Raw genomic sequence first — 23,447 nt, forward strand, 5'->3', positions numbered from 1 at the left:
CAGCCTCCGCTGGCGGGAAGGCCGGTACGGGCAGAAACATGTCTTTCAGGCCAGCACCGGCACTTCAAGTCACATCAGACCCCTTGTGGAATTTCCTCTCCACCCAGCGCCTCGAACAGCACCGGCAGGAACTCGGCGAAGGTCATCATCATCAACTGGAAGCTGGCATCGAACTGCTGCGCCGCCTCGTCACCACCATCCTGCTCGGCCTGCTCTTGCAGCAGCTCTTCGAACTTCAGGCGCTTGATCACCATCTTGTCGTCCAGGATGAACGACAGCTTGTCCTGCCAAGCCAGGGCCAACTGCGTCACCACCTTGCCAGTGCTCAGGTGCAGCTGGATTTCCTCGCCGGTCAGGTCCTGGCGCTTGCAGCGCACAATACCGCCGTCTTCGGCGGTGTCGCGCAGTTCGCATTCGTCCAGCACATAGAAGCCTTCGGCGGCCTGTTGCGACTTGACCCAGTCGGTCATGGTCGCAACCGGTGCAATTTTGACCGTGGCCGGGCGCACCGGCAGCGAGCCCATCACTTCACGCAGGGTCGACAGCAGGTCTTCGGCACGCTTGGCGCTGGCCGAGTTCACCAGAATCACACCCAGGCGCGGGGCGATGGCGGCGAAAATCATCGAGCGGCGGATGAACGCGCGCGGCAGGAAGGCCTGGATGATCTCGTCCTTGATCTGGTCGCGTTCCTTTTTATAGACCTTGCGCATCTGCTCGGTCTCGATCTCTTCGACCTTTTCCTTGACCGCGTCGTTGACCACGCTGCTCGGCAGGATGCGTTCTTCCTTGCGCGCGGCAATCAACAGGTACTCGCCGCTGACATGCACCAGGGGAGCGTCTTCGCCTTTGCCGAACGGCGCGACGAAACCATAGGTGGTCAGCTCCTGGCTGGCGCAGGGGCGGGCCGGCTTGCTGGCCAGTGCGGCTTCCAGCGCTTCAGGCTCGAACGGGACTTCCTGGGTCAGGCGGTAGGTCAGCAGGTTCTTGAACCACATGAGGGGCAACTCTCCTTAATGCATAAGGCGGGCATTATTCTCCGTGTGGTGATCTGAGGCCAGCCCTGTCACAGGGCCAGCAGCGGCTTCTGCCTCAAAGAAACACCCGGCAACGCTAGGTCTTTGAAAGGCATAAAGTTTTTTTTGAAAAAAGTTTAAAAAGTGCTTGCCAGGGTGCAGGGCCGTCCGTAGAATGCGCGCCACACCGAGACGAAGGGTGATTAGCTCAGCCGGGAGAGCATCTGCCTTACAAGCAGAGGGTCGGCGGTTCGATCCCGTCATCACCCACCACTCGATGTATAGCGCAGCGGTAGTTCAGTCGGTTAGAATACCGGCCTGTCACGCCGGGGGTCGCGGGTTCGAGTCCCGTCCGCTGCGCCATATTCCACTTCCAGGGCCCACTGAACACCCGGAAGTAACAGAGAAAGCGACCTTAGGGTCGCTTTTTTTGTGCCTGAAATTTGATGTTTGATCAAAGTTTGAAAAAACTGCGATAAGTGCTTGCCAGAGCTGCAAGTCGCCCGTAGAATGCGCGCCACACCGAGAGACATGGGTGATTAGCTCAGCCGGGAGAGCATCTGCCTTACAAGCAGAGGGTCGGCGGTTCGATCCCGTCATCACCCACCACTCGATGTATAGCGCAGCGGTAGTTCAGTCGGTTAGAATACCGGCCTGTCACGCCGGGGGTCGCGGGTTCGAGTCCCGTCCGCTGCGCCATATTCCACTTCCAGGGCCCACTGAACACCCGGAAGTAACAAAGAAAGCGACCTAAGGGTCGCTTATTTTGTTTCTGCATTCAGGGCGTCAGCGTTCTTCCTCCCGCAACGTCAGCACCTCAAACCCGTCTTCAGTCACCGCCACCGTATGCTCCCATTGCGCTGACAGGCTGTGGTCTCGGGTAATCACCGTCCAGCCATCTTTCAGCTCTCGCGTCCCACGCCCACCCTGATTGATCATCGGCTCGATGGTAAACACCATCCCCGGCTTCAGCTTCATGCCCATGCCGCGCTGACCAATGTGCAGTACCTCAGGCCCTTCATGCATCTGCTGGCCAATCCCGTGCCCGCAATACTCGCGCACCACGCTGTAACCCGCCGCCTCGGCATGGGCCTGGACGGCATGGCCGATATCGCCCAGCGTGGCCCCGGGGCGCACCTGTTCGATACCTTTCCACAGCGCCTCGTAGGTGGTGTCGACCAGGCGCCGGGCGTCATCGCTGATTTGCCCGATGCAGTACATCTTCGACGAGTCGGCGATGTAGCCGCCTTGCTCCAGGGTGATGTCGACGTTGATGATCGAGCCTTCTTTCAAGACTTCATCGGCTTTGGGGATGCCATGGCACACCACATGGTCCACCGAGGTATTGAGCGAGTAGGGGAAGCCGTACTGGCCCTTGCTCGCTGGCCGCGCCTTGAGGGTATTGACGATGAATGCATCGGCGCGGTCGTTGATCTGCAGGGTGGTGACGCCGGGGCGGATGAAGCTGTCGAGGTCGGCGAACACCTGGGCCAGCAGTTGGCCGGCGCGGCGCATCAGGTCGAGTTGGGCGGGGGTTTTGAGGATCACCTGGGACATGGGGGGAGGGCAGTGGCTCATGTTGGAATGTGCCCCAGCATAGCGCCAGGGGGTATGAGGTTGCCACTGGATGGTGCGTAGCCTGTGCCGGCCCTTTCGCGGGCAAGCCCGCTCCCACAGGTACAGCACCGCCCTCAGGCCTTGTGATATCCCTGTGGGAGCGGGCTTGCCCGCGAAAGGGCCGGCACAGCTGGCCTATTAATTGCTGACTAACCCCTCACCCAGGGCTATCAACGTCGACAGCCCACAAAACCTCACGACAAAGGCGCCGTGTTGCCCCGCTTGCTTCAGCAAGCCGGGGCAGCCGGCGCCTTTTTGCGTTTCCAACAGGAGCCCGCCCATGGCCAACAGCGAAGTACGCAGCGTCTGCCCCTATTGCGGCGTCGGCTGCGGCATCGTCATGAGCGTTGCCGATGGCAAGGTCAGCAAGATCAGCGGCGACAAACAACACCCCAGCAACTTTGGCCGGCTGTGCACCAAAGGCCTCACCGCACACCTGCCGCTGACCGCCGCCGGACGCATGGAAGACGCCTATGTACGCCAGCAGCGCAACCAGCAGCCGGTACGCACCGGCGTCGATCAGGCCATCGCCGAAACCGCTGCACGGTTGCGCGGCATCGTCGACCAGCACGGCCCCGACGCCGTGGCGCTGTATGTGTCCGGGCAGATGTCGCTGGAAGCCCAGTACCTGGCCAACAAGCTGGCCAAGGGCTTCATCCGTACCCGCCACATCGAGTCCAACTCGCGTCTGTGCATGGCTAGCGCCGGCAGCGGCTACAAGTTGTCGCTCGGTGCCGACGGCCCACCCGGCAGCTATCAGGACTTCGAGCACGCCGACGTGTTCCTGGTGATCGGCGCCAACATGGCTGACTGCCACCCGATCCTGTTCCTGCGCCTGCTCGACCGGGTAAAGGCCGGCGCCAAGCTGATCGTCGTCGACCCGCGGCGCAGTGCGACCGCCGACAAGGCCGACCTGTTCCTGCAAGTGCGCCCCGGCAGTGACATGGCCTTGCTCAACGGCCTGTTGCATCTGCTGCACCGCAACGGTCACACCGACCCCGCCTTCATTGCCCGCCACGCCGAAGGCTGGGACGAACTGCCAGCCTTTCTCGACGACTACAGTCCCGAGCGCGTGGCCGCCATCACCGGGCTGGCCGAGGCCGACATCATCAAGGCCGCCGAATGGATCGGCGGCGCCAGCAACTGGATGAGCTGCTGGACCATGGGCCTGAACCAGAGCATCCACGGTACCTGGCACAGCAATGCGATCTGCAACCTGCACCTGGCCACGGGCGCCATCTGCCGCCCGGGTAGCGGGCCGTTTTCGCTGACTGGCCAACCCAATGCCATGGGCGGCCGCGAGATGGGCTACATGGGGCCCGGCCTGCCGGGCCAGCGCTCGGCACTGGTGGAGGCAGACCGTGCGTTCGTCGAACAGCAATGGCAACTGGCGCCCGGCAGCCTGCGCAGTGAAGGCGGCGAGGGCACGGTGGCGCTGTTCGAACAGATGAAAGCTGGTGAAGTGAAAGCCTGCTGGATCATCTGCAGCAACCCGGTGGCCAGTGTCGCCAACCGCCAGCAAGTGATCGACGGCCTGCACCAGGCCGAGCTGGTGATCACTCAAGATGCCTTCCTCGACACCGAAACCAACCGCTACGCCGACATCCTGTTGCCGGCTGCGCTGTGGGCCGAAGGCGAGGGTGTGATGATCAACAGTGAGCGCAACCTCTCCCTGATGCCCCGCGCCGTCGAACCGCCGGGGCAGAGCCTGCCAGACTGGCAGATCATTGCCCGCGTGGCCTGTGCCATGGGCTACGCCGAAGCGTTCGACTACCCCGATGCCGAAGCGGTGTATGAAGAAATCCGCCGCTTCAACAACCCGGCGACGGGTTACGACCTGCGTGGCATCGGTTATGCCGAACTGCGTCAGCAACCGCATCAGTGGCCTTGCGCGCCAGGGCGTGACAACCCCCGCAGCCCGTTGCGCTACCTGAACGACGGCAGCAGCCAGACGCTGCGGCGCGATGCCCAAGGCGAGCGACCGGCGCTGGCCTTCCCCACCGCCAGCGGCAAGGCCCGTTTCTTCGCCCGGCCCTGGTTGCCGGCACCGGAGTTGCCGGATGACGACTACCCCATGGTGTTGAACACCGGCCGCGTGCAGCACCAATGGCACACCCTGACCAAGACCGGCAAAGTGCCGGCACTAAACAAGCTGGAGCCCGGCCCCTACGTCGAGATTCACCCAGACGACGCCGCACGCTTGGGCATCGCAGAAAAGGACCAAGTGGCCATTCGCTCCCGTCGTGGCCATGCCGTGCTGCCCGCCCGCATCAGCGACCGGGTCATGCCAGGCAACTGCTTCGCGCCGTTCCACTGGAACGATCTGATTGGCGAGCAGTTGGCAATCAATGCCGTCACCTGCGATGCGGTCGACCCGCTGTCACTGCAGCCCGCCTTCAAACACTGCGCCGTGGTCCTGCAACGGGTCGCAGGCGAGCGAATCGATGCCCTTGAACTGAACACTTCCGTTGCGGAGCCAGCCCGTATGCCGACTGCCACCCTGTCTCGTCTGCTAGGCCTGAACACCCTGCCAACTCCGGTGCTTACCGAGGAAGAGCGCCATTACCTGCACGGTTTTCTGCTGGGCCTGGACCAAAGCCGAGCTGAGGGCGTGCCCAGCCTGCCGGCCCATGCACCGCTGGCAGCCAACCGCCGGCTGTTCGTCGACGGCTTGCTGGCCGGTCTGTTTGCCCAGGCTACGGCATTGCCCGCTGCGGCGTTGGTGGCGCCACGGCATCAGGTGCTGTGGGCCTCGCAGACCGGCAACGGTGAACTGCTGGCGGAGCGTTGCGCCGAACGCTTGCGCAGTGCTGGCTTGAACGTGCAGCTCAGTTGCATGGAGGCGGTCAGCCCAGGCCAACTGCTGGGGGCCGCCAGCGTGCTGCTGATTGCCAGCACCTTTGGCGATGGCGATGCGCCAGACAGTGCTGCGACGTTCTGGCAGGCCTTGCAGGGCGAGGAGGGCAGCCACTGCGCCGAACTGCCCTATGCCGTTCTGGCCTTGGGCGACTCCAGTTACGATCAGTTCTGCGGTTTCGGCCGCAAGCTCGACCAGCGTCTGGCCGAGTTGGGTGGGCGGCGCCTGCTGCAACGGGTGGACTGCGAGCCGGACTTTGACGAGGCCTTTGCGGGCTGGCTCGATGCCTTGCTACCCACGCTGGGCAATGCCAGCGCGCCGCAACCGGCGACTGAGCCCGCAGCCGTGGCGGCTTACAGCAAGCAGCAACCCTGGACCGCTACCTTGCTGGAAAACCGGCTGCTGAACGGCCCCGGTGCCAGCAAGGAAACCCGCCAGTTGGTCTTTGACCTGAGTGGTAGCGGCTTTACCTACGCCGCCGGTGATGCCTTGGGCGTATGGCCGCGCAACTGCCCGAGCCTGGTTGAGGAACTGTTGGCACTGATGCAGCTCGATGGCCAGACCTTGGTCGAGTTGAAAGGCCTGCCCGTTATGCCACTGGCCGAAGCCCTGCAAGCGCATCTGGAAATTGCCAAGGTCACCTCACAGCAATTGCAGGCCTTCGCTGGCAACGCCCCGGACCTGCAGCGCCTGATGCAGCCCGAGCACAAGGCCGAACTGCAGGATTGGCTGTGGGGCCGGCAGCTGGTCGATGTGTTGCGCGCCTTCCCTCAGCAGTTGCCGCTGGCCGGCTGGCTCGACCTGCTCAAGCCCTTGCAGCCACGGCTCTACTCGATCAGCTCCAGCCCACTGGCGCATCCGGGCCAAGTGCACCTGACGGTTTCCACGGTGCGGTATGGCGAGCGCAAAGGCGTGTGTTCAACCTTCCTCGCCGACCGTGCACAGGCGCTGAAAGTGGCCATTTTCCCCCAGGTGTCGAAGCATTTCCGGCTGCCCGAGGACGACCGCGTGCCGGTGATCATGGTCGGCCCGGGTACCGGCATCGCGCCGTTTCGTGCGTTCCTCGAAGAGCGCGAGGCGCGGGGGGCGAAAGGCGCGAACTGGTTGTTCTTTGGCGAGCAGTACGCGGCGACCGACTTCTACTACCAGGCGCAGTTGCAGGCCTGGCAGGCAAGCGGCCATCTGCGGCTGGATACAGCGTTTTCCCGCGACCAGGCCGAGAAGATTTATGTGCAGCAGCGCATGCTTGAGCAGGGCGCGCAGCTTTGGCAATGGCTGGAAGCCGGTGCGTATTTTTATGTCTGTGGTGATGCCCAGCGCATGGCCAAGGATGTCGATGCGGCGCTGCGCGCGGTCATTGTCGAGCATGGGCGCGTGGATGCGGATGCCTATATGGAGGCCTTGAGCAAGGCCAAACGGTATCGGCGGGATGTTTACTGAAGTGCTCCAGGATGGGGAGCGTTGCACCTTGAGTGTGCACGGCTTGCACCGGCCTCTTAGCGGGTAAAACCGCACCCACAGGTATGGTGCAAGCCTGTAGACCTGTGGAAGTCCCTGTGGGAGCGGGCTTGCCCGCGAAGAGGCCGGTACAGGTAAACAATTGGCACAGTCCCTGCTTTATCTGCACTACAACAAGCCCCGCTGATCAACGGCGATCAACCTGGGGGCACACCGTGATGAATACAGGCAAAGGCGCCTGGAGCTTCGGCTCCAGGCGCTTTTTTTTTGATCGAGGATCGGCTTATGAAGGCAACAGCGAGCAGCGGGCAACGAGAGCGACTGGTCATCGTCGGCAACGGCATGGTCGGCCACCATTGTGTCGAACAACTGGTCAGCCGCGGCGCCCACGAGCGCTTCGAACTGCATGTCTTCGGCGAAGAGCGCCAACGCGCTTACGACCGCGTGCACTTGTCCGAATACTTCGGCGGCAGCTGTGCCGAAACCCTGGCCCTGTGCGAGCACGACTTCTACACCACCAACGGCGTGCACCTGCACCTCGGCGAATGCGTACTGGAAATCGACCGCGAGCGCTGTGAGGTGGTCACCGCCGAGGGCCGTTACGGCTACGATCAACTGGTGCTGGCCACCGGCTCGTACCCCTTCGTGCCGCCGATCGAAGGCTCCAGCGGCAACGCCCGCCTGGTCTACCGCACCCTCGACGACCTCGACGGCATTCGTGCGGCCGCAGCCAGTGCCCGCCGTGGCGTGGTGGTCGGCGGTGGCCTGCTCGGCCTGGAGGCTGCCAACGCGCTCAAATCACTGGGCCTGGAGGCCCATGTGGTGGAATTCGCCCCACGCTTGATGCCGGTGCAGTTGGACGGAGAGGGCGGTGCCGCGCTCAAGGCGCAGATCGAAGCCCTCGGCGTCGGTGTGCATCTGTCACGCGCCACCCAGTCGATCAGCGCCGGTGACGCCTACCGCTACCGCATGAACTTCGACGGCGGCGAGCACCTGGAAACCGACCTGATCGTATTCTCCGCCGGTATTCGCCCGCAGGATGCCCTGGGCCGGGCCTGTGGACTGGACATTGCCGCGCGGGGCGGGGTTGTGATCGACAACCACTGCCGCAGCAGCGACCCGCGCATCTTTGCCATCGGCGAGTGCGCCTCGTGGAACGGTAGCGTGTTTGGCCTGGTCGCCCCGGGCTACAGCATGGCGCGCAACCTGGCAGCGTTGCTGATGGGGGAAGCAGCGGTCGCGTTCACCGGTGCCGACATGTCGACCAAGCTCAAGCTGCTGGGCGTGGATGTCGGCTCGATCGGCGATGCCCATGGCGCCACCCCAGGTGCGCGCAGCTACCGCTTCATCGACGAAGCCAACAGCGCCTACCGCCGGCTGGTGGTGGATGCCAGCGGCAAGCATGTGCTCGGCGCGGTGCTGGTCGGCGACAACAGCTATTACGACACCCTGCTGCAATACGCCCAGAACGGCATTGCCCTGCCGGCCGACCCGGCCGCGCTGATTCTGCCGCAAGGCGGTGGTGCACCGGCACTGGGCGCCGATGCGCTGCCCGACAGCGCGACCATCTGCTCATGCCACAACGTCAGCAAGGGCGCGGTGTGCGCCGCCATCGACAACGGCTGCAGCGATCTGGCTGCGGTCAAGGGCTGTACCAAGGCCGCCACGGGCTGCGGTGGTTGTGCAGCCTTGCTCAAGCAGGTGTTCGAGCATGAACTGACTGCCCGAGGCGTCGCGGTGGACAAGAGCCTGTGCGAGCACTTCGCCTACACCCGACAGGAGCTGTACGGGCTGGTGCGCGTGGAAGGCATCCGCACCTTCAGCGAATTGCTCGGACGCCATGGCAAGGGCCATGTGGGTTGCGACATCTGCAAGCCGGCAGTGGGCAACATCCTCGCCTCGTGCTGGAACCAGCCGATCATGGACCCGGCGCTGGTACCGCTGCAGGACACCAACGACACCTTCATGGCCAACATGCAGAAGAACGGTACCTACTCGGTGGTGCCGCGCATTCCCGGTGGTGAAATCACCCCCGACAAGCTCATCGTCATCGGCCAGGTGGCCAAGAAGTACGACCTGTACACCAAGATCACCGGCGGCCAGCGTATCGACCTGTTCGGCGCCCAACTGCACGAGCTGCCGCTGATCTGGGGCGAGCTGATCGAGGCCGGCTTCGAAACCGGCCACGCCTACGGCAAGTCGACCCGCACGGTGAAGTCGTGCGTCGGCAGTACCTGGTGCCGCTACGGTGTGCAGGACAGTGTCGGCATGGCCCTGCGCCTGGAAGACCGCTACAAAGGCCTGCGCAGCCCGCACAAGCTCAAGTTCGCGGTGTCCGGCTGCACCCGCGAATGCGCCGAAGCGCAGAGCAAGGACATCGGCGTGATCGCTACCGACAAAGGCTGGAACCTGTATGTGTGCGGCAATGGCGGCATGCGCCCACGGCATGCCGAGCTGTTCGCCACCGACCTGGACGACGAAACCTTGGTACGCCTGATCGACCGCGTGCTGATGTTCTACATCCGCACGGCCGACAAGCTGCAGCGCACCTCGGTGTGGCGCGAGAACCTGGAAGGCGGGCTGGACTACCTGAAGCAAGTGATCCTCGACGACAGCCTGGGCCTGGCCAGCGAGCTGGAAGCGCAGATGCAGCATGTGGTCGACCAGTATGAATGCGAATGGGCCAACGCCCTCAACGACCCCGAGAAGCTCAAGCGCTTCCGTACCTTCGTCAACGACCGACGCGCCGACCCGGACGTGCACTTCGTGCGTGAACGCGAACAACGCCGGCCTGCTGCGCCGCTGCACCTGATCCCCACTGTCGAGGAGGCTGTCTGATGAACCTGTCCAATGTTGCTGTGAAAGCCCGTGAGAACTGGCAGGTGGTGTGCCTGGCGCAAGACCTGGTGGCCGATTCCGGGGTGGTGGTGTGGCACGACGGGGCACAGGTGGCGCTGTTCTACCTGCCGGGGCACGCCCAGCCGCTGTACGCGGTGGACAATCGTGACCCGCGTTCCGGCGCCAACATCATCGGCCGTGGGCTGGTGGGCAGTGTGCAGGGCGAGTTGGTGGTGGCGGCGCCGTTGTACAAGCAGCACTTCAGCCTGCAGAGCGGGGTGTGCCTGGAGGACGCCGGACAGCAGCTGCGGGTGTGGCCGGTGCGCTTGAACGGTGAGGCTGTGGAATTGGCGGTGGCCTGATATTCATCTGCCGGCGCAGGTTATCTGCATGCGGCAATGCGTTAAGCTTGCTGCATGAACCTCGACACCCGCATCAAGTACCGCCACCTGCTGTGCTTCCTGGAGATTGCCCGGCAGGGCAGCCTAGCAAGGGCTGCCGACGTGCTCGCCATCAGCCAGCCGGCCATTTCCAAAACCCTCAAGGAACTTGAAGACCTGCTGGAAGCGCGCCTGTTCGCGCGCAGCCGCCAAGGTGTCGAACTGACCCCGGCCGGCACGCGTTTCATGCGCTATGCCGGGCCCAGTGTGCAGGCCCTGCGCGATGGCGTCAGCAGCCTGCGTGGCGAGGCGCGGGCACCGTCGCAGGTGCGCATCGGCGTGCTGTCGACGGTCGAAGGCCTGCTTATGCCCGAAGTGCTGTGCCGCCTGCACCAGCGCCATGAGGCGCTGGTGATCAGTGTGGTCACCGGGGTCAGCGCGCAACTGCTCGGCCAGCTGCACCTGGGCGAACTGGAACTGGTGGTCGGGCGCATGACCGACAGCCCGCAGATCCAGGGCCTGTCGTTCGAGCACCTGTACAGCGAGTCGATGAGCTTGGTGGTACGCCCGGGCCACCCGCTGCTGGCCACCTCGCCTGTCGAGCGGGGCCAGGTGGGGTGTTACCCGTTGGTGTTGCCGCCGGCGGGCACCACCATCCGCCAGCATGCCGACAGCCTGTTCGTGCAATGCGGCATCCAGATGCCGGCGCAGCGCCTGGAAACCCTGTCGCTGGCGCTGAGCCGGCGCTACCTGCTGGGCAGCGATGGGCTATGGGTAGCGCCACGCGATGCGGTGCTGCTCGACCTGCGCCGTGGCGAGCTGGTCGAGCTTGACCTAGGCGTGCGTGAGCCGGGTGGCTCGGTCGGCATCTGTCGCAATGCCGCCTTGCCGCAGAGCCTGCCAGGGCAGTGGGTGTGCGAAGTGCTGCGCGAGGTAGCGGGGCAGTACCGCGAAGGTCACTACCCTTGAGTGCAGGCCTCTGAGCATTCAACGAAATAAATCCCCTGCAGTACCGGGCAAAATCGACACAATCGGGCAATACTGGCCAATGGCTGCAAACGCATTCATGAATAAGCGTTTAACTACTGAACTTCCTTACCAAATCCCGCTCCTATGCCGGTAGCCATTGGTCATGGCCGCCTGCTAAGCTCGCGGCTTTACCCTGATTGCCCTCATGGCGCATGAACAAGGAAATAGCATGAAACAGCATCGTTTGGCGGCTGCGGTTGCCCTGGTAGGCCTGGTACTGGCTGGCTGCGACCAACAAGCTAGCAGCCCCGAGCTGAAGACTCCGGCAGAGAAAGCCTCCTACGGTATCGGCCTGAACATGGGCAAGAGCCTGGCTCAGGAAGGCATGGAAGACCTTGATTCGAAAGCAGTGGCACTTGGTATCGAAGACGCCGTTGGCAAGAAAGAACAACGCATCAAGGACGAAGAGCTGGTAGAAGCCTTCACTGCGCTGCAGAAACGTGCCGAAGAACGCCTGGCCAAGGCCAGCGAAGAAGCTGCCTCCGCAGGCAAGAAGTTCCTCGAAGAAAACGCCAAGAAGCCAGGCGTGGTCACCACCGCCTCGGGCCTGCAGTACGAAGTGGTCAAGAAGGCCGACGGCCCACAGCCCAAACCAACTGATGTGGTTACCGTCCACTACGAAGGCAAGCTGATCGATGGCAAGGTGTTCGACAGCTCCGTCGAGCGCGGCAGCCCGATCGACCTGCCCGTCAGCGGCGTGATCCCGGGTTGGGTCGAAGGCCTGCAACTGATGCACGTTGGCGAAAAGTACAAGCTGTTCATCCCGGCTGAACTCGCCTACGGCGCACAAAGCCCAAGCCCGCTGATCCCGGCCAACTCGGTACTGGTGTTCGATCTGGAACTGATCGCCATCAAGGACCCGGCCCAGCTGCAAGGCGCCGAGCCGGAAGCCGAGGCCCCGGCCGAAGCGCCTGCAGAAGCACCCGCTGAAGCACCCGCCAAGTAACACTGGCAGGTTCTTGCAAAACGCCCCGTCCTGACGGGGCGTTTTCGTTTGTGGCGATTGGACGAACCTGCAACAGCTGATACTGTCCGAGGAAATGCAGCTTGTTGCTGTAGGATGTTTCTGGTGCAAATCGTTTGCGGCCAGCTGCCCACGAATTGAAACGGCTGTGTAAAAAACGCCCGATCTGACCGGGGCCCTTGCCTGGCAGGCACCCGGGGTCAGAATCGTGGCCCTGTTCACAAGGTTATCCACAATAAATGTGGATAACCTGTTCCGCGTGGAGGCTTCATGAGCGCACCTTGGAATTTCGCCCGTTTCCTGCCCTTGGCCGAGCGCCTGCTCAGCCGTGGCCGGTTGCCGGCCCTGCTGTTCGCCGTGGCCCGCAAAGGGCCACGCCTCGGCCAACTGCGCGAGGATGTGAAACTGCTGCAGTCACTGTGCCTGGCGTGGTGGCGTGGCGAGTACCGTGCCATCAGCCCCGGGGCACTGGTTACCATCGTGGCCGGCCTGCTGTATTTCGTCAGCCCCATCGATGCCATCCCGGACTGGCTGCTGGGCGTGGGCTTCCTTGATGACATTGCGGTACTGGGCTGGGTGCTGAAGACCGTGGCCGACGAGTTGGCGCGCTTCAAGGCCTGGCGTGAAAGCCAGGCACCTGAGCGGCTGCGCGTGGTCGAGCGCCTTCCGGCAAGCCAGGAAACGCTGCAGCTGGAGCGCAATACGCAGTGAAGACAGACTGAACCGCACCTCAACCGGACAGACCCCGGAGTTGGTAATATAATTGGCATAAGGGTTATGCCTACGGATTACATGCTGTAATCCTTTTTAAAGGGGTTTGTAATGGGTATTCAGGTAATCAGCCGGGACGGTCAACCCGAGTACGCCGTAGTTCCCTGGGAGCAGTACCAGGCGTTGCTCAAGGCGGCAGGGCAGGCGCCTGCCGAAGTGGTTGTCAGTGAACAGGCCGCTGCCGCCGACGTTGCGCCGCTGCCAGCGTTCAGTGAAGTTTCACGGATTCGTCAGGCCAAGGGCATTGCCCCAGAGCAACTGGCGCGCAATGTCGGGGTAAGCCCGGCGTATCTGGCCATGATCGAGTCGGGCGAACGCCTACCGGACGCAGCCATCCGCCGCGCCTTGGCTTGGCATCTGGGCGTGGCTGGCTGGAGCGAGCCATCATGAGCCAGGTCAGGATCAGCCGTCAGCACTGGGATAACCTGCTGGGCGAGCTTGACCTGGCCCGTCGTCAACGTCACTTGCTGACTTACCGAGCGCTGATCGAGCGCCTGCAACTGCCCAGCCCGGCCATGCAAACGCTGACCGCTGCGCTGGAATACCTGGCGGTGCTGGATGCCCGTGCCGAGCAGCCCTTGCGCAGCTCGCTGGTGATCAGCCAGGGCGCCAGCCGCTTGCCGCGTACCGGCTTCTTTGAATGTGTTGAACGACTGGGGCGGTTTACCGGGCCGGTCGATGGCATGGAGGCTGCCTCGTGGCATGCCTCTGAGGTGGTTCGGGTGTTCGAGTACAGCTACCCCGAAACAGCCTGAGTTTCTGCGTGGGACGCGGTCCTACAGGCTGTGCGCCGTCGTTAGGGGCAGTGCATGCCTGTGGATCATTCCGCAAGCCCTGCCATCAGCATCCAGCACCTGCAATGCATCCAAGTGTTGATGCTGGCCAAACAGCTCCAGCAACTGCCCGATCGTGGCATTCAACCGCACTGTCGGCTGCTCGGCCGGCGGTGTTTTCATCAGTGCCGGTAGCGCGCGCACCCCCGTCGCTTGTGGTCGCCCCAGCAGGTAGCCCTGCACCAGGTCCACGCCCATCTCGGTCAGCACCGCCAGCTCCTCCGCCAGCTCGATCCCTTCGGCAATCACTTGCGCCTTCGATGCCCGGGCGATCTGCAGGATCGAGCCGACGAATTCGCGCTTGAGCGGGTCGCGGTGGATGCCGTCGATGAAATGGCGGTCGATTTTCACGTATTCGGGGCGCAACTCCGACCACAGGCGCAGGCTGGAATAGCCCGCTCCAAGATCGTCGATGGCAATCGAAAAGCCCATGTCGCGGTAGTGGTGCAAGGCATTGGACAACAACTGGAAGTCGTCGGTGGGGGTGTGTTCGGTCAGTTCGATCACCACCCGGCTTGGCGGCAGGCCGACTTGCTCCAGCAGTTTCAGGGTCTGGCCGGACGGGTAGTGTGGCTCCAGCAGCGACTCTGGCGAGATGTTGAGAAACAGCTTGCCCTGCAGCTGCTGCTCGCTGAAGCGCCGGCAGGCGCTTTCCCGGCAGGCGGCCTCCAACTCGGTCAGGAGGCCGGCCTGGCGGGCGATGGTAAACAGGTTCAGCGGCGCGTGCAGCGGGCTGTTGGACGGGCCGCGACTAAGTGCCTCGTGGCCGAACACCCGCTGCTCACTCAGGCACATGATCGGCTGGAACAGACTGTGAATGCTGCGTTGAGCCAAAATGGCACTCAAGGCACTGAGCTGTTCGGCGACGGTCATGACGTATTCCTGAAAATGAAAGGGCCAGGCATCTGCATGCCCGGCCCCTGTATTTCACGACAGCGCGATGACTGTTTGATGACAGGTCACACTATTCTGCCATCATTGCCACAACGCCTTATTTCTTGGCCACCTTGGTGCTGGCGCTGAGGTAATCGATCAGGATGCGACCGGTTTCGGACAGGTAGGCGTCGTCTTCCGGCTTGGTGTTTTCATCCTCGGTTGGCAGTGCGTCCTCGTCCTCTTTCTTCAGCTCTTTCAGCGGCTCTTCACCCTTGGCCTTGCGGCGGATGTTTTCCAGTGCCAACTGCTTGGCCTCGATATCATCGTGGCGTGCGCGGCGCTCCTGCTCGTTGAGGCTGACAGTCTTCTCGTTCATCAGCTTCTGGGTCAGGGCCAGGCGGTCGCGGATGTAGGTGAACTCGGCATCCTTGTCGCTGCGGGCTTCATGTTGCGCCTTGAGCTGGGCCAGGAACGGCTTGAACGGGTCGACCGCAGGCTTGACCACCGGGCGGATGGTGTCCCATGGCATGGCCTCGGGCAGGGCGCTTTCGCCAATTTCCTTGGTGTCGATGATCGACGGGTAGTCGATGTCCGGCAGCACGCCCTGGTGCTGGGTGCTCTGCCCGGAAACCCGGTAGAACTTGGCCAGGGTCAGCTTCAGCTCGCCATGGTTGAGCGGCTGGATGGTCTGCACGGTGCCTTTGCCGAAGGTTTGGCCACCGATGATCAACGCGCGGTGGTAGTCCTGCATGGCACCGGCGAAAATTTCCGATGCCGAAGCAGACAGGCGGTTCACCAGCAGCGCCAGCGGACCTTTGTAGAAGGCACCCGGGTTTTCGTCCTCCAGCACGTCGACGCGGCCATCGCTGTTGCGCACCAGCACGGTCGGACCTTTCTCGATGAACAGGCTGGTCAGCTCGGTGGCTTCCTGCAGCGAGCCGCCACCGTTGTTGCGCAGGTCGATGACCACGCCGTCGACTTTCTCTTTCTGCAGTTCGGTGAGCAGCTTCTTCACGTCACGCGTGGTGCTCTTGTATTCCGGGTCGCCAGCGCGGTACGCCTTGAAGTCGAGGTAAAAGGCCGGGATCTCGATGATGCCTAGCTTGTAGTCACGCCCGTCCTGCTTCAGCTTGAGCACCGACTTCTTCGCCGCCTGCTCTTCAAGCTTCACTGCTTCACGGGTGATCGACACGATCTTGCTGGTCTGGTCGCTTGGCGCATTGCTGGCCGGGATGATCTCCAGGCGCACCACCGAGCCTTTCGGGCCACGGATCAGCTTGACCACTTCGTCCAGGCGCCAGCCGACCACGTCGACCATTTCCTTGTTGCCTTGGGCCACGCCGATGATCTTGTCGGCCGGGGCTACCTGCTTGGTCTTGGCCGCCGGGCCTGCCGGCACCAGGCGTACGATCTTGACCTGGTCGTTGTCGCTTTGCAGCACCGCGCCGATGCCTTCGAGCGACAGGCTCATGTTGATGTCGAAGTTTTCTGCGTTGTCGGGCGACAGGTAATTGGTGTGCGGGTCGTAGGACTGGGCGAAGGTGTTGATGTAGGCCTGGAAGATGTCCTCGGCACGGGTCTGGTCCAGGCGCGCCAGCTGGTTCTTGTAGCGCTTGGTCAAGGTTTCCTGGATCTGCTTGGGTTCTTTGCCGGCGATCTTCTGGCGCAGCACTTCGTCTTTCACGCGTTTGCGCCACAAGTCGTCGAGCTCGGCCTGGTCCTTCATCCACGGTGCGTCCTTGCGGTCGATCAGCAAGGTTTCCTTGGTGTTGAAGTCGATCTTGTCCACGCCTTTGTTCAGCTCGGCCAGGGCGAAGTCCAGGCGCTGCTTGACGCGGTCCAGGTAGCGTTTGTAGATGGTGAAGCCCGGGTCCAGGTTACCGCTCTTGAGGAAATCGTCGAATTGCGTTTTCCACTTGTCGAATTCGGCAATGTCGGCGGCGGTAAAGTAGCTGCGAGCCGGGTCCAGCAGCTTGATGTAGCTGTCATAGATGATGACCGAACGTGCATCGTCCAGCGGCGGCTTGCTGTAGTGGTGGCGCTTGAGCAACTCCACCACGTTGAGGCTGGCGACGATCTCGTCGCGATCCGGCTGCAGGCTGTCCCACTTGTTGGCGGCCGCCGCATTGCCGCCGAGCGTGAGGCTGCCCAGGCCGATCATGACGGCGAGGGCGGTGCTTGGGAGGAAATGCTTCATGCTGATTCGACGTGGAGGCAATTGATCACGCATAGTAGGCCGTCTTTTCCGTTGCCGGTTCCATGGAACCGGGCAAATACTGCAAAAAGCCTGGGGTGTGCGTTCCCCAGGCCCAGTCATGATTCAACTATGGAGGCACTGTGAAGGCATTGCAAGGCGTTGACGGACATGTGGAGTGGGTTGAGGCCGAGCGCCCGGCCTGTGACGCGGGCCAAGTGCGCATTCGCGTGGCTGCTGCGGGCCTGAACCGCGCCGATCTGCTGCAGATGAAAGGTTTGTACCCGCCACCGCCAGGTGCCAGCCCTTACATGGGCCTGGAGTGTGCCGGGGTGGTTGAAGAGGTGGGCGCTGGTGCGGATTGGCGTGTGGGCGACCGCGTTTGTGCACTGCTGGCCAGTGGCGCCATGGCCGAGGAAGTGGTGGTCGATGCACGCCACGTCTTGCCGGTGCCTGAGGGCCTGAGCCTCCATGAGGCAGCGGCGCTGCCGGAGGTGTACGCCACCGCTTGGCTGAATATCTTCCAGCTTGGGGCTGTGAAGGCAGGTGAGAAGGTGCTGGTGCACGCTGGCGCCAGTGGTGTCGGCTCGGCCGCCATCCAGCTGTGCAAGGCATTCGGCAGCCCGGTGTGGGTCAGTGTCGGTTCGCCGGATCGCCTGGCCTACTGCGAAGCGCTGGGTGCTGCGGGTGGTGTGGTGCGTAACGAGAACCTGGATGCACTGGAGGGTTTCGGGCCGTTCGATGTGATTCTCGACCCGGTGGGCGCCAGCTACGGCGAACTCAACCTCAAGCTGCTGGCCCGTGACGGGCGTTGGGTGATCATCGGCCTGATGGGCGGGCGCAAGTTTGAGCTGGACCTGGCCCAGGTGCTGGGCAAACGCCTGGAAATTACCGGCTCCACGCTGCGTAACCGCGATGACGGCTTCAAGGCCGAGTTGCTGCGCGAGCTGCAACAGCAGGTGTGGCCGCTGTTTGCCGAAGGGCGCTTGTCGCCGCAGCTGGTGGATACCTACCCGGTGGCGTTTGCTCAGGCGGCGTATGCCGAGCTTGAGACTAATCAGGTCTCTGGCAAGCTGGTGATGGTGATCGACCCTAGCCTGGTGTAAGCAGGCCTGGCCCTTTCGCGGGTAAACCCGCTCCCACAGGATCACCACAGATTCGAAATGTGTGCGATCCCTGTGGGAGCGGGTTCACCCGCGAATAGGCCGGTTCAGGCAATAAATTACTCTCAGGTCCAGCTCAGAATGGGCCAGCCATTGGTCTGGGCATGCTCGCGCAACACCGCATCCGGGTTCACTGCATGCGGGTGATCCACCTTCAACAACAACGGTAAATCATTCCGTGAGTCGGAATAGAAACTCGCCCCCTCCAGGTTCTCCTGCTCCTGATCCAGCCACTCCAGCAACCGGGTGATCTTGCCCTCGCGGTAGGTCAGCACTCCGTGGGTCCTGCCCGTATACACCCCGTTCACCGCCTCCAGCTCGATCGCCAGGTATTCATCCACCCCCAGGCGCGCCGCAATCGGCCCGACAAGGTGCGTGCCCGAAGCGGAAATGATCAGAATGCGGTCCCCGCGCTTGCGGTGTTCGGCAATGCAGCGGCAGGCGTCGCCGTAGATGATCGGCTCGATCATTTCTTCGACCCAGGGCTCCACCAGATGCTCGACTTCTTCCAGGGTTCGCCCGGCCATCGGCTCCAGGCTGAAGGCCATGTACTCCTCCATCTGCAGGTGGCCCTTGCCGTAGGCTTCCATCAGTTCACGGTCACGGCGCAGGAAGTCCTTGCCGTCGACCCAGCCCAGCCGGGCCATCTGCTCGCTCCACAGCGACGCGCAGTCCGCGTGGATCAAGGTTTCGTCCAGATCGAAAATTGCCAGTGCCATCGTGTTGAATCTCCTTAGGCCACTTCCCGCAGCGCCGTGGGGTCGATCGACAAGCTTACCCGTTTTCCGTCCGCGTGCAGGTCGGCCGGCGAGCGGTTGAGCACGTCGACCACCAGCTCCACCTCGCGTACTTTCACGCGGTAGCGAATCACGTTACCCAGCAGGCTGTGGCTGCGGACTTCTGCGTCCAGTTCGCCATTGACGCTCAGGGTGATCGACTCCGGGCGGATTGCCAGGCGGCTGGCCACCCGACGCTGTAGCAGGCGGCTGGCGCTGTCGGCGTCGAGCAGGTTGTAGTTGCCGATGAAACCGGCGGCAAACAGGTCCACCGGTGCTGTGTAGAGGGTTTCGGCATCGCCGCTCTGGACGATGCGCCCCTGGTTCATCAGGAAGATGCGGTCAGACAGGGTCAGCGCTTCTTCCTGGTCGTGGGTGACGAAGATGGTGGTCAGTCCCAGCTCACGCTGGATGGCCCGGATCTGCTCGCGCAGGTGCTTGCGAATACGCGCATCCAGTGCCGACAGCGGCTCGTCGAGCAGCAGCAGGCGTGGGCGGGTGACCAGCGAACGGGCCAGGGCTACGCGTTGGCACTGGCCGCCGGACAACTGGTGAGGGTAGCGCCCGGCAAACGTGCCCAGCTCCACCAGGTCCAGCGCCTCGCGCACCCTCACCTGGCTTTCGTCGGCCTTCACTTTTTGCATGCGCAGGCCAAAGGCCACGTTCTGCTCCACGGTCATGTTGGGGAACAGCGCATAGCTCTGGAACACCATGCCGATGCCACGCTTTTGCGGGCTCACGGGCACGATATCGTGGCCGTCGAGCAGGATCTGACCGCTGTCTACCGGGGTCAGCCCGGCGATGCAGCGCAGCAGGGTAGACTTGCCGCAACCGGACGGGCCGAGCAGGGTGACGAACTCGCCGCGTTCGATGTGGCAGTCGATGTTCTCGAACACCTGGCTGCCGGCGTAGCTTTTTTGCAGGTTCTGTACGCTGACGAAGCTCATGTCAGGTCTTGTCCTTGTTCAAGCGGTTGGCGACCCAGGTCAGTACCAGCACGAAGGCGAAATAGGAGATCACCAGCGCGCTGTTGAAGTGGCCGCTGCTGTTGCGCATGTTGTTCAGGTACACCTGCAGGGTCTCGTAGCGGGTTCCGACCAGCAGGTTGGCGAACACGAACTCGCCGAACAGGAACGAGAACGACAGCAGCAGCGCCACCATCAGGCCCTTGCGCAGGTTTGGCAGCACCACCAGCAGCGCGGCCTGCCAGGTGCTGGCGCCCAGCAACTGGGCGGCGTCCATCAGGTCGCGCAGGTTGATGGCTTGCAGGTTGTTGGTGATGGCCCGGTACATGAACGGCAAGGCGATGGTGAAGTAGCAGCCGATCAGGATCCACGGCGTGCCAACCATTGCCATCGGCCCGCTGCCGTACAGCTGCAGCAACCCCACCGACGACACCACCGGCGGCACCGCGAAGGGCAGCAGGATGAGGATGTTCATCAGCGCGTCCAGCCGCGGGAAGTGGTAATGCACCACGAACAGCAGTGGCAAAATCAGCACAACCGACAGCAGCAGCGCCCCAACGCACACCAGCAGTGACTGGCCGAAGGCCGCCAGGAAGCGCGGCTCGCTCCACAGCGCCGCATACCATTTCAGGGTCAGGCCGCTGGGCAACAGGCTGGCCGACCAACTGGTGGCCAGCGAGTAGAGCAGGGTGCCGGCCAGTGGCAGCAGCAGGATCAGGAACAGCAGGTAGACCACGGCGCGGTGGTACCCGCCGCCGGAACGGGCGTCAGCGCGCATGGTAGCTCCTCTTCAGCAGCCATTGATGCACCACCGTGACCAGCGTCATCAGCCCCACCAGCACCATCGCCAGGGCGCTGGCCAGGTTGGGGTCGAGGCTGATGTCGCCGGCCACCAGGCCGGCGATGCGGATCGGCAGTACGTTGAAATTGCCAGTGGTCAACGCGTACACGGTGGCGTAGGCACCGAGTGCGTTGGCCAGCAGGATGACGAAGGTGCCCAGCAGTGCCGGGGTCAGTACCGGCAGGCCGATGTGTCGCCAGTATTGCCAGTGGCTGGCGCCGAGCAGTGCGGCCGACTCGCGCCAGTCTTCACGCAGGGCGTCGAAGGCGGGGTACAGCAGCAACACCCCCAGCGGGATCTGGAAGTAGGTGTACACCAGGATCAGACCGCTCTTGGAATAGATGCTGAAGTCTTCCAGCAGGCCGACCTGCTTCAGCAACAGGGTCAGCGCGCCGTTGAAACCGAGCAGAATGATGAAGGCGAAGGCCAGCGGCACCCCGGCAAAGTTGCTGGTCATGTTGGCGAAGGCACTGACGAAGTCGCGCAGCTTCGAATCCACCCGGCGTAACGAATAGGCGCCGAGGGTGGCGATGACGATGCCGAACAGGCTCGACCAGAAGCTGATCTCCAGGCTGCGTTGCAGCGCTTGCAGGTAGAACTTCGAGGCGAACACCTTGCTGAAGTTGTCCACGCCCCAGCCAGCTTCCGATTGCAGGCTGCTCACTGCCACCCAGGCCAGCGGGGCGATCTGGAAAATGACGAAGAACACTGCAAACGGCAGCAGGCAGAGCAGGGCCAGGTAGCGGCCACGGGCCCCGCTGCGCTTGGGTGTGGTCACTTCAACAGCTCCCGGCAGACGGTCTTGTCGTGCGCAGCGCCAAGCAGCTCGCAGATGGTGCCGCACAGCTCGGTCTGCAGCGGTTTGGCTGCCGGGTCCAGGCTGAAGGCCTCGCCAAAGACGAACAGCGGCACTTCGCGCTCCTCGGCCAGCAGGCCGTTGTGCGAGCGGTCGTTGTTCATGCCATGGTCGGCGGTGACCAGTACCTGGTAGCCCTCTTCGAGCCAGCCCGGCAGGTAGTCGGCCAGCAGGATGTCGACGCTGCGTGCGGCGTTGCGATACTGACTGCTGTCCAGACCGTGGCGGTGGCCAATGTCGTCGACGCTCATCGGGTGTACCAGCAGGAAGTTCGGTGCGTGCCGGCGGCGCAGGTATTCGCCATCGGCCAGCAGGTGCGAATCGGGGTAGCGGTCGTCCCAGTAGAACAGCCCGTGCTGGATCGGCAGCTTCGGCGCGTGGGTGTGGCGGTCGCGCTGCGGGTCGAAGGGCGAGCGGTTGTACAGCTCGCTCATCCAGTGATAGGCCGCTGCTGCGGTGCCCAGGTTGGCCTCGCGGGCGTAGTGGAACACGCTGCGCTGGTTGGACAGGCGGTTGACGTTGTTGTGCACGATGCCGCTGTCGATGGGCGGCACGCCGGTGAGGATGCATTCGTACAGCGGGCGCGACAGCGACGGCAGTTCGCATTCCACGCGGTACAGTGCGGCGCGGTCGGCCTCGACGTAGGCGTGCAGGTGGCCCATGGCGTGGTGGGCGACCTGGTAGTTGAGGCCGTCGAGCAGGACCAGGATGACGTTGTGTTGCATGATTGCTCCAGTCGTAAACCGCGTTGGCTTCTTCGCGGGTAAACCCGCTCCCACAGGGATATGCGCCAGTTTTGAGCTGTGCGCTGTACCTGTGGGAGCGGGTTCACCCGCGAAAGGGCCCGTCCAGGCGCTAGAGAAACTAGGCCCTTACTCCATCTCGATGATCACTTGCTCCTGCCACATCTGCGGCAGTTTCTTCGAGGTCGCTTCCCACGCTTCGGCATTCTTGATCGGCTGCGCCGCCTTGTACTGCTCGTTTGGCAGCAACTTGGCCTGCACATCCGCCGGCAGCGTCAGGTGCTCGGCACGGATCGGCCGGGCATGTCCCTTGGCCAGGTTGATCTGCCCAGCATCGCTGAAGATGTATTCACGCGTCAGCTTGGCCGCATTGGGGTGCTTGGCGTATTTGTTGATGATGGTGGTATAGCCGGAGATCACCGTACCGTCCGACGGGATCAGCACTTCGAAACGCTTGGGGTCGATCTGCTCGCGGTAGCTCAGGCCGTTGAAGTCCCACACCACGCCGACCTCGACCTCGCCTTTCTCGATGGTCTGGATGGTCGGGTTGGCCAGCGACAGGCGCTTCTGCTGGGCCAGTTTGGTGAACAGCTGCAGGCCCGGCGCCACGTTGGTTTCGTCGCCCTTGTAGGCAATGGCCGCCGCCAGTACACCGTTGGCGGCTTGTGCGGCGGTGCCGACGTCACCGATGGCGACCTTGTACTTGCCTTTTTCAAGGTCATGCCAGGAAGTCGGGCGTTCGCCCTCCTTCACCAGGTCCTTGTTGATGATGAAGGCAATGGTGCCGGTATAGGCCAGCGCCCAGTGGCCGTCCTTGTCCTTGGCCCACGCTGGCACCTGGTCCCAGGTGCTTGGCTTGTACGGCTGGCTGACGCCCTTGGTCACGGCGATCGGGCCGAAGGCGGCGCCCACGTCGCCGATGTCGGCGCTGGCGTTTTCCTTCTCGGCTTCGAACTTGGCAATTTCCTGGGCAGAGCTCATGTCGGTGTCGCTGTGCTTGAGGCCGTACTTGCTGGCCAGGTCTTCCCAGGTGCCTTTCCAGTTGGCCCAGGCATCGGGCATGCCCACGCTGTTGACGGTGCCTTCCTTGCGGGCGGCATCTTCCAGGGCCTTGAGGTCCTCGGCCATGGCCGAGGTGCAGAACGCGATGGCCGAACCGAGCAGTGACGCCATGAACAACTTTTTCATCCGTAGCTCCTTGGGTGGGTGCCTTTTACTGATCGTTGTTATGAGTGAGACCGTTGCCTGGAACCTTTGGTCTAGGTCAGCAAAC

At 63.0% G+C, this 23,447-nt stretch carries 19 protein-coding genes and 4 tRNA genes; 13 read left to right on the forward strand and 10 right to left on the reverse strand.

The features are described from left to right. Positions 1-74: 74 nt before the first annotated feature. Positions 75-995 (reverse strand): recombination-associated protein RdgC, encoded by a 921-nt coding sequence (gene rdgC / locus QQL85_RS03220; RefSeq protein ID WP_003252510.1) that lies wholly within the window; start codon positions 993-995, stop codon positions 75-77. 215 nt (positions 996-1,210) lie between these two features. Between rdgC and QQL85_RS03225 the strand changes: the two genes are divergently transcribed. The 4 genes from QQL85_RS03225 to QQL85_RS03240 all read left to right on the forward strand — a co-directional run bounded on the left by QQL85_RS03225 (position 1,211) and on the right by QQL85_RS03240 (position 1,712). Beyond that, positions 1,211-1,286 (forward strand) — tRNA-Val (locus tag QQL85_RS03225). 13 nt (positions 1,287-1,299) lie between these two features. Continuing rightward, positions 1,300-1,376 (forward strand) — tRNA-Asp (locus QQL85_RS03230). A 170-nt stretch (positions 1,377-1,546) separates the two neighbouring features. After that, a tRNA-Val gene (locus tag QQL85_RS03235) sits at positions 1,547-1,622 on the forward strand. 13 nt (positions 1,623-1,635) lie between these two features. After that, positions 1,636-1,712, forward strand: a tRNA-Asp gene (locus QQL85_RS03240). An 87-nt stretch (positions 1,713-1,799) separates the two neighbouring features. Here QQL85_RS03240 and map read toward each other — a convergent pair. After that, entirely contained in the window at positions 1,800-2,591 is a 792-nt protein-coding gene (map, locus tag QQL85_RS03245) for a type I methionyl aminopeptidase (RefSeq protein WP_284355160.1), read from the reverse strand. Between the two features lie 319 nt (positions 2,592-2,910). Between map and QQL85_RS03250 the strand changes: the two genes are divergently transcribed. From QQL85_RS03250 to QQL85_RS03285, 8 genes are all read left to right on the forward strand, one after another. After that, positions 2,911-6,927, forward strand: coding sequence for a bifunctional nitrate reductase/sulfite reductase flavoprotein subunit alpha (locus QQL85_RS03250; protein ID WP_284355161.1), 4,017 nt, complete (start codon positions 2,911-2,913; stop codon positions 6,925-6,927). 303 nt (positions 6,928-7,230) lie between these two features. Next, complete coding sequence (gene nirB, locus QQL85_RS03255) at positions 7,231-9,783, forward strand: nitrite reductase large subunit NirB (RefSeq protein ID WP_284355162.1); 2,553 nt, start codon at positions 7,231-7,233, stop codon at positions 9,781-9,783. Continuing rightward, complete coding sequence (nirD, locus tag QQL85_RS03260) at positions 9,783-10,145, forward strand: nitrite reductase small subunit NirD (RefSeq protein WP_284355163.1); 363 nt, start codon at positions 9,783-9,785, stop codon at positions 10,143-10,145. Before nirB ends, nirD begins: the two co-directional genes overlap by 1 nt. 54 nt (positions 10,146-10,199) lie before the next feature. Continuing rightward, the gene (pcaQ, locus tag QQL85_RS03265; RefSeq protein WP_284355164.1) at positions 10,200-11,132 is read left to right on the forward strand and encodes a pca operon transcription factor PcaQ; all 933 of its coding nucleotides are present in this window, start codon (positions 10,200-10,202) and stop codon (positions 11,130-11,132) included. A gap of 229 nt (positions 11,133-11,361) precedes the next feature. Next, positions 11,362-12,138, forward strand: coding sequence for an FKBP-type peptidyl-prolyl cis-trans isomerase (locus tag QQL85_RS03270; protein WP_019097094.1), 777 nt, complete (start codon positions 11,362-11,364; stop codon positions 12,136-12,138). A gap of 288 nt (positions 12,139-12,426) precedes the next feature. Then, complete coding sequence (locus QQL85_RS03275; protein WP_284355165.1) at positions 12,427-12,867, forward strand: YkvA family protein; 441 nt, start codon at positions 12,427-12,429, stop codon at positions 12,865-12,867. A gap of 111 nt (positions 12,868-12,978) precedes the next feature. Then, positions 12,979-13,317: a helix-turn-helix domain-containing protein gene (locus QQL85_RS03280; RefSeq protein ID WP_284355166.1), complete on the forward strand. Its 339-nt coding sequence runs from the start codon at positions 12,979-12,981 to the stop codon at positions 13,315-13,317. Next, on the forward strand, positions 13,314-13,682 hold the full coding sequence (locus QQL85_RS03285; protein ID WP_003252539.1) for a hypothetical protein: 369 nt from the start codon (positions 13,314-13,316) through the stop codon (positions 13,680-13,682). Before QQL85_RS03280 ends, QQL85_RS03285 begins: the two co-directional genes overlap by 4 nt. 21 nt (positions 13,683-13,703) lie before the next feature. Here the strand turns inward: QQL85_RS03285 and QQL85_RS03290 are convergent, their stop codons facing one another. Both QQL85_RS03290 and QQL85_RS03295 read right to left on the reverse strand, forming a co-directional pair. Further along, a complete protein-coding gene (locus QQL85_RS03290; protein WP_284355167.1) occupies positions 13,704-14,633 on the reverse strand; it encodes an EAL domain-containing protein in 930 nt (309 codons plus the stop codon). Positions 14,634-14,751: 118 nt separating this feature from the next. Next, entirely contained in the window at positions 14,752-16,833 is a 2,082-nt protein-coding gene (locus tag QQL85_RS03295; protein WP_284355168.1) for a carboxy terminal-processing peptidase, read from the reverse strand. A gap of 140 nt (positions 16,834-16,973) precedes the next feature. Here QQL85_RS03295 and QQL85_RS03300 point away from each other — a divergent pair, with 140 nt between their 5' ends. Next, on the forward strand, positions 16,974-17,936 hold the full coding sequence (locus tag QQL85_RS03300) for an NAD(P)H-quinone oxidoreductase (protein ID WP_284355169.1): 963 nt from the start codon (positions 16,974-16,976) through the stop codon (positions 17,934-17,936). Between the two features lie 122 nt (positions 17,937-18,058). On the opposite strand, the gene QQL85_RS03305 is transcribed toward QQL85_RS03300, so the two are convergent. The 6 genes from QQL85_RS03305 to QQL85_RS03330 all read right to left on the reverse strand — a co-directional run bounded on the left by QQL85_RS03305 (position 18,059) and on the right by QQL85_RS03330 (position 23,362). Beyond that, the gene (locus tag QQL85_RS03305; RefSeq protein WP_284355170.1) at positions 18,059-18,712 is read right to left on the reverse strand and encodes an HAD family hydrolase; all 654 of its coding nucleotides are present in this window, start codon (positions 18,710-18,712) and stop codon (positions 18,059-18,061) included. A 14-nt stretch (positions 18,713-18,726) separates the two neighbouring features. Then, complete coding sequence (locus QQL85_RS03310; RefSeq protein ID WP_284355171.1) at positions 18,727-19,716, reverse strand: ABC transporter ATP-binding protein; 990 nt, start codon at positions 19,714-19,716, stop codon at positions 18,727-18,729. A 1-nt stretch (position 19,717) separates the two neighbouring features. Continuing rightward, complete coding sequence (locus tag QQL85_RS03315; RefSeq protein WP_284355172.1) at positions 19,718-20,512, reverse strand: ABC transporter permease; 795 nt, start codon at positions 20,510-20,512, stop codon at positions 19,718-19,720. Beyond that, entirely contained in the window at positions 20,502-21,353 is an 852-nt protein-coding gene (locus QQL85_RS03320) for an ABC transporter permease (protein ID WP_284355173.1), read from the reverse strand. Before QQL85_RS03320 ends, QQL85_RS03315 begins: the two co-directional genes overlap by 11 nt. Then, positions 21,350-22,156, reverse strand: a complete 807-nt coding sequence (locus QQL85_RS03325; RefSeq protein WP_284355174.1) for an alkaline phosphatase family protein — start codon at positions 22,154-22,156, stop codon at positions 21,350-21,352. Before QQL85_RS03325 ends, QQL85_RS03320 begins: the two co-directional genes overlap by 4 nt. 147 nt (positions 22,157-22,303) lie before the next feature. After that, positions 22,304-23,362, reverse strand: a complete 1,059-nt coding sequence (locus QQL85_RS03330; protein ID WP_284355175.1) for an ABC transporter substrate-binding protein — start codon at positions 23,360-23,362, stop codon at positions 22,304-22,306. Positions 23,363-23,447 lie beyond the last annotated feature (85 nt).

The sequence above is a fragment of the Pseudomonas putida genome (assembly GCF_030159595.1).
Taxonomy (GTDB): Bacteria; Pseudomonadota; Gammaproteobacteria; order Pseudomonadales; family Pseudomonadaceae; genus Aquipseudomonas; species Aquipseudomonas putida_AC.